9 protein-coding genes are annotated in these 6,197 nt (G+C 70.0%); 3 read left to right on the top strand and 6 right to left on the bottom strand.

Translation table 11 applies throughout. From position 1 onward, the window contains the following. From AC1DY2_RS13515 to AC1DY2_RS13505, 3 genes are all read right to left on the bottom strand, one after another. Positions 1-445, bottom strand: a 445-nt coding sequence (locus AC1DY2_RS13515; protein WP_476762904.1) for a glycerophosphodiester phosphodiesterase, incomplete at its 3' end; no start/stop codon positions are given. 3 nt (positions 446-448) lie between these two features. Next, positions 449-1,420 carry an SPFH domain-containing protein gene (locus AC1DY2_RS13510; protein WP_476762903.1) on the bottom strand — a complete coding sequence of 324 codons (972 nt, stop codon included), beginning with the start codon at positions 1,418-1,420 and terminating at the stop codon, positions 449-451. Continuing rightward, positions 1,417-1,890, bottom strand: a complete 474-nt coding sequence (locus tag AC1DY2_RS13505; protein ID WP_159605505.1) for an NfeD family protein — start codon at positions 1,888-1,890, stop codon at positions 1,417-1,419. The genes AC1DY2_RS13510 and AC1DY2_RS13505 overlap by 4 nt, the downstream gene beginning before the upstream one ends. A gap of 129 nt (positions 1,891-2,019) precedes the next feature. Between AC1DY2_RS13505 and AC1DY2_RS13500 the strand changes: the two genes are divergently transcribed. Continuing rightward, complete coding sequence (locus AC1DY2_RS13500) at positions 2,020-2,787, top strand: SDR family oxidoreductase (RefSeq protein WP_476762902.1); 768 nt, start codon at positions 2,020-2,022, stop codon at positions 2,785-2,787. A gap of 82 nt (positions 2,788-2,869) precedes the next feature. On the opposite strand, the gene AC1DY2_RS13495 is transcribed toward AC1DY2_RS13500, so the two are convergent. Next, a complete protein-coding gene (locus tag AC1DY2_RS13495) occupies positions 2,870-3,478 on the bottom strand; it encodes an HdeD family acid-resistance protein (protein WP_476762901.1) in 609 nt (202 codons plus the stop codon). Positions 3,479-3,653: 175 nt separating this feature from the next. Between AC1DY2_RS13495 and AC1DY2_RS13490 the strand changes: the two genes are divergently transcribed. Together AC1DY2_RS13490 and AC1DY2_RS13485 are read left to right on the top strand one after the other, a co-directional pair. Next, positions 3,654-5,327 (top strand): RecQ family ATP-dependent DNA helicase, encoded by a 1,674-nt coding sequence (locus AC1DY2_RS13490; protein WP_476762900.1) that lies wholly within the window; start codon positions 3,654-3,656, stop codon positions 5,325-5,327. Positions 5,328-5,381: 54 nt separating this feature from the next. Then, positions 5,382-5,759 (top strand): META domain-containing protein, encoded by a 378-nt coding sequence (locus AC1DY2_RS13485; protein ID WP_476762899.1) that lies wholly within the window; start codon positions 5,382-5,384, stop codon positions 5,757-5,759. 9 nt (positions 5,760-5,768) lie between these two features. Here AC1DY2_RS13485 and AC1DY2_RS13480 read toward each other — a convergent pair whose 3' ends face one another. Further along, complete coding sequence (locus tag AC1DY2_RS13480) at positions 5,769-6,002, bottom strand: helix-turn-helix domain-containing protein (RefSeq protein ID WP_476762898.1); 234 nt, start codon at positions 6,000-6,002, stop codon at positions 5,769-5,771. After that, on the bottom strand, positions 6,002-6,197 hold a 196-nt coding region (locus AC1DY2_RS13475; RefSeq protein WP_476762897.1), incomplete at its 5' end, for a DUF2975 domain-containing protein. The genes AC1DY2_RS13480 and AC1DY2_RS13475, both read right to left, overlap by 1 nt.

Below are 6,197 nucleotides of genomic sequence, written 5' to 3'. Positions count from 1 at the left end.
CCAGCGCACCGAGTCTGCGTCGGCGCGCATCGGAGAAGCTCGTGAGCAGGACGCGCCGTGCGGCCGTCGTGCGGCGCACGGCGGCGACCGTGGCGGGCACCGCGCCCTCCGCCTTGACGTCGATGTTGAACCGCACGTCGCGGAAGCCGTCGAGCGCCTCTTCGAGCGAGCAGAAGCCCTGCCCGTGTCCGAGGTCGATCCGGCGCAACTCGCCCATGGTCAGCTTCGCGACCGGCACGTCCCGCCCGGCGACGCGTTTCAGCGTGGGGTCGTGTGCGATCACCGCCACACCGTCGAACGACACGTGCACGTCGGTCTCGACATAGGCGGCGCCGGCCTCGGCGGCCTTGCCGAAGGCGAGGAGTGAGTTCTCGGGCACATCGATCGCGAGTCCCCGGTGCGCGAGCACGCGCGGCCCAGGCGGGTCGAAGTAGGTCGAGGCCACGGGTCAGGGACGGGCGGCGGGCGGTTCGCCGGTCGACGGTGCGCCGTCGACCGGCGTCGCGCTCGTGGCATCCGTCGAGGGGGCGGCCGGGGGAGTGAAGGCCTTGCCGATGCCCTTCAACGCCTCGGTGAGCTCGCTCGGGACGATCCAGAGCTTGTTGGCGGGCCCCTCGGCCAGCTGCGGCAGCATCTGCAGGTACTGGTAGCCCAACAGCTTGGGGTCGGGGTCGCCCTTGTGGATGGCGTCGAAGACGGTGAGGATCGCCTCCGCCTCGCCCTGCGCGCGGAGGACCGCGGCCTTGGCATCGCCCTCGGCCTGCAGGATCGCGGCCTGGCGCGCACCCTCCGCGGTGAGGATCTGCGACTGCTTCGTGCCCTCTGCGGTGAGGATGAGCGCACGACGATCGCGCTCGGCGCGCATCTGCTTCTCCATCGAGTCCTGGATGGAATGGGGCGGGTCGATCGCCTTCAACTCGACGCGGGAGACGCGGATGCCCCACTTGCCGGTCGCCTCGTCGAGCACGACCCTGAGCTGTCCGTTGATGTTGTCTCGGCTGGTGAGCGCCTCCTCGAGGTTGAGGCCGCCGACGACGTTGCGGAGGGTGGTGGTGGTGAGCTGCTCGACCGCCCCGAGGTAGTTCGCGATCTCGTAGGTCGCCGCCCTGGCATCCGTGACCTGGAAGTACACGACGGTGTCGATCGAAACGACGAGGTTGTCCTCGGTGATCACGGGCTGCGGAGGGAAGGACACGACCGTCTCGCGCATGTCGACGAGCGGCCGGAGCCGGTCGATGAAGGGGATCAGGATGTTCAGGCCCGGCATGAGGGTCTTGTGGTACCGGCCGAGCCGTTCGACGACGCCCGAATACGCCTGCGGGATGATGCGGATCGACCGGGCGAGCACCACGATGACGAAGATGGTGATGGCGGCGACGATCACCACGCCGATGATCGAGCTCACCTCGATTCCGTTCACTGCGGGGTGCTCCTCTCAACGGGCACGACGACGGCCGTCGCGCCATCGATGCCGGTGACGAGCACGCGCTCGCCCACCGCCACGTCGGCCTGCTCGGTGATGGGGGAGAGCCGCGCCGTCCAGGTCTCCCCGTTCTGCAACCGGACCTGCCCGCCCGCGGGGCCCAGGGTGCGCACGACGCTGCCCTCGGCGCCGATGAGGGCGTCGATGTTGCTCCGAGCCGGGTCGCCGCCCCGACGCAGCATGCGCAGGAGCGGTGGCCGCAGGGTCAGGATGAGCGCCACCGCCACGACGGCGGCGATGATGAACTGCGCCCACCACGGGATGCCGAAGAGGCCGGACAGCAGGCCCGCGACGCTGCCGAGCGCGAGCATGAGGAACGTCATCTCGAGCGTGAAGACCTCGATCGTCGCGAAGACGAGGATGAGCACCAGCCAGACGATCCACGCGTACTGGGTCAGCACATCCATTCGGTCTCCTTCGCACGCGCCCCCTTCGAAACTATCAGGGCGGATGCCGCCGCGGGGGAGTTGATAGTCTCGGTTCGGCGCATCGCCAGGACCCGAGAGTCCGTTCCAAGAGCCACGAGGAGTCCCGCCGTGACCAACCCACTCGCCCCCGGATCGCTCGACGGTCGCGTCGCCCTCGTCACGGGGTCCTCGCGCGGCATCGGGGCCGACACCGCCCGCTACCTCGCGGGCGCGGGCGCGGGCGTGGTCGTAAACTACCGCAGCAAGGCGCCGCGTGCCGAGAAGCTCGTCGCCGAGATCACGGATGCCGGTGGTCGGGCGATCGCGGTCGGCGCCGACCTCACCGACCCCGCCTCGGTCGCGGCGATGTTCGAGCGCACCGTCGCCGAGCTCGGCCCGATCGACATCCTGGTGCTGAATGCCTCCGGCGGCATGGAGACGGGCATGGGTGAGGACTACGCCATGCGCCTGAACCGCGACGCACAGGTCAACGTCGTCGAGGGCGCGCGGTCCCACCTCGCCGAGGGGGCCCGTGTGGTCTTCGTCACGAGCCACCAGGCCCACTTCATCCGCACGACCCCCACCATGCCCGAGTACGAGCCCGTCGCCCTCTCGAAGCGCGCAGGCGAGGACGCCCTGCGGGCGAAGATGCCCGAGTTCGAGGCATCCGGCGTCGAGTTCGTGGTCGTGTCGGGCGACATGATCGAGGGCACGATCACGGCGACCCTGCTCGAGCGGGCGAACCCCGGCGCCATCGCGGCGCGCAAGGAGGACGCCGGTCGCCTGTACAACGTGTCCGAGTTCGCCGCCGAGGTGGCCGCGGCCGCCGTCGATCCGATCCCCGCGGAGCACACCCGGTACGTCGGCGACACGTCGGGCTTCGTCCGCGAAGACTGAGTCGTCCCTGCACACGCGAAGGCCGGTCGCGAAGCGCTGAACGCTTCGGACCGGCCTTCGTCGTCGGCAGGTGCGCCGGATGCTACGCGGCAGTCGTGGCGCCGCGGCCGAACGTGAACGCGCGCACGATCTGCACGATGCCGAGCACGATCAGGCTGATGCCCGCGATGATGAAGAGCACGATCGCGCCCCACAGCGGCGAGAAGAGCAGCACGATGCCGGCGACCACGCTGAGGATGCCGAAGAAGATCGCCCAGCCGCGCGACGGGGCATCGCCCGACTGCACGAGGGTGACGATGCCCTCGACGATCCACAGGATTCCGATGAGGATGCCGAAGAACACGGCGAGCACCTCGGCCGTGGCCTGCACGTTGGCGAGCGCGATGACGCCGCCGATGACGAAGAGCACGCCGAGGATGATGTCGAGCGCTCTCGCGCCCCCGGAGATCCCCTTCGAGAAGATGCCGAGGCCCGCGTAGGCGATGCCGGCGATGATGAAGTAGATGCCGAGGATCACCGTGATCACGAGCAGCGAGTTCTTCGGCCAGAACGTGATCAGGATGCCGACGATGAGGGCGACGGCGCCGCTGACGCCAAGCGCCGTGCGCACCGTGTTGATCGCGGACTTCGACAGTTCGGCTGAATCCAGCGAGAACGCGGCGAAGACCGTATTGGACTGTGGCGAAGACATGAACTGTCCTTTCTGAGGGCGACGTCGAGGTGCGTTGCTGGGGTCAGGCTATTCCTCGACGCCCGCTGTGCGTCGGATGTGAACGCGCGCGTCGTCGCGCGTCGCAGTGCGTCCCGGTGTCAAGGGGTGTGGATGGATGCCGCGGGCGCGCGCCGCATGTGGTGCGATGAGTCCGATGAACGGGATCGACGTCGACATGGTGGAACTCCGGCAGCGGATGGACGCGGTCGCGTCCACGGTCTACGGATGGAGCGGGCTGAAGCCGGGTCAGGCCGAGGCCATCGAGGCGGTCGTCGCTGGGCGCGACGTGCTGGCCGTGATGCCGACCGGCTATGGCAAGTCGGCCATCTACCAGGTGGCGGCGCACCTGCTCGACGGGCCGACGCTCATCGTGTCGCCGCTCATCGCGCTGCAGGTCGACCAGGTCCGCCAGATCACCGAAGCCGAGGGCGAGGGCGAGGCCGTCGCGGTGAACTCCAGCCGGGCCGCGGGCGCGAACGCCGACGCGTGGGAGGCGGTGCGCAACGGCGAGGTCGAGTTCCTCTTCCTCGCTCCCGAGCAGCTGGCGAAGCCCGAGGTCGTCGCCTCGCTCGCCGATGCGGGCGTGTCGCTCGTGGTGATCGACGAGGCGCACTGCGTCTCGTCATGGGGACACGACTTCAGGCCCGACTACCTCGGCCTCGGCGCGGTGATCCGGGCGCTCGGCCACCCCCGCGTGCTGGGGCTGACGGCGACCGGCTCCGCGCCGGTCCGCGAGGAGATCGTCGAGCGGCTGGGCATGCGCGAGCCGCGCATCCTGGTTGGCGGCTTCGATCGCCCCGGCATCCACCTCGCGGTGGAGCGCCACGAGCAGGCGCGCGAGAAGGAGGAGGCCGTCCTGCGGTCCGTGGTCACGGCCGAGAAGCCCGGCCTGCTCTACGTCGCCACGCGCAAGGACACCGAGCGGCTGGCCGACCGCCTCCGCGAGGAGGGGCTGCGCACGGCGGCGTACCACGGCGGGATGGCCGCGCGGGCGCGACAGGAGGTGCACGAGGCGTTCCTCGCCGACGGCCCGTCGGGCTTCGACGTCGTGGTCGCGACGAGCGCGTTCGGGATGGGCGTCGACAAGCCGAACGTGCGGTTCGTGGTGCACGCGGCCATCCCCGAGTCGCTGGACGCCTACTACCAGGAGGTCGGTCGCTCCGGGCGCGACGGGCGACCGGCATCCGCCGTGCTGCACTACCGGCCGGAGGATCTCGGCCTGCGGGCGTACTTCGCGTCGGGCAGGCCGAGGGCGGAACGCGTGGCATCCGTCGCCGCAGCCCTCGCGGCAGCGCCCCGGCCCGTCGAGGTACGCGCGCTGGCCGATGAGCTCCGACTGCCCCTGCGCGCCGTCACCACGATCGTGAACATGCTGGTCGAGGGCGGCGCGGCCCGATCCGGTCGCGGTGGCGTGGCCGCGCGCGGTTCGCTCACCCCGGAACGGGCGCGGGAGATCGTCGACGACCTCGTCGAGCGACGGAGCCGGATCGACGAGTCGCGGCGCGCCATGGTCCGTGCCTACGCCGAGACGACCCGCTGCCGCCGCGCCGTCATCCTCGAGTACTTCGGCGCGGAGGCGGTCGCACCGTGCGGGAACTGCGACACGTGCGACCGCGGCACCGCGTATGAGGAGCAGGCCGACGCCGACGACGCCACCGATGCCACTGCGTCGTTCGCGCTGGACCAGCAGGTGCGTCACACGTCATGGGGCGAGGGCCGGGTGATGAGCATCGAACCCGACCGCATCACCGTGTTCTTCGAGGAGGAGGGATATCGCGTGCTCTCGCGGTCGGCGATCGAAGCAGACGGCCTGCTCCGGCCGGCGTGACTTCCGCCCGCGGGCATCTGCCGCCACGCGAGGGCTGCGGGCTATGCTGCGAGCATGTCTGGGAAACGAGCGACTCTCGCCGCATTCATGGTGTTGTCCGCCCTCGCGCTCACGGGGTGCGCGGCCTCGGGTGACGACTCCGTCGATGCCGTCGGCACGTGGTCCGAATCAAGCGGTGCGGATGCCCCGTCGCTGACCCTCGATGAGGGTGGGAAGCTGACCGGCACGGACGGCTGCAACCAGCTCTCGGGCGAATGGAAGGTCGAAGACGACGACATCGTGTACTTCGGCTCGGTGGCCTCGACGCAGAAGGCCTGCGAGGACGTCGACACGTGGCTCGCCGGACTCAGCCAGGCCACCATCTCGGGTTCGACCATGACCGTCGAAGGTGCTGACGGCGCGGAGATCGGTCAGCTCGAACGCGCCGACTGACCCCGAGGCTCACGCCTGGACCGCGGGTGCTTCGGGTGGTTCGTCGACCCATTCGAGCAGGTCGCCCGGCTGGCATTCGAGCACCCGGCACATCGCGTCGAGCGTGCTGAACCGCACGGCCTTCGCGCGGCCGTTCTTGAGCACGGCGATGTTCGCCGGAGTGAGCCCCACGCGCTCGGCGAACTCGCCGACGCTCATCTTGTGCTTGGCCAGTTGCACGTCGATGCGCACGACGATCGCCATCAGATCACGTCCTCCAGGTCGGACCTGAGCACGCTCGCCTGCCGCAGGAGGGCGCGCAGCACGACGACGGTGAGCACCACGACGCCCCCGATGAGCACCATGCCGGTGAGGAGCACCGGGATGCCCGGGTCCCGCAGCTCGGGCGTGAAGTAGATGACGCCGACGAGGTAGGCCGAGACCGACGCGAGCATGAGC

Source organism: Agromyces sp. P1_H4 (assembly GCF_056405255.1).
Note: the sequence above shows the minus strand (reverse complement) of the source record. Positions and strands in the feature narration are given on the sequence as shown.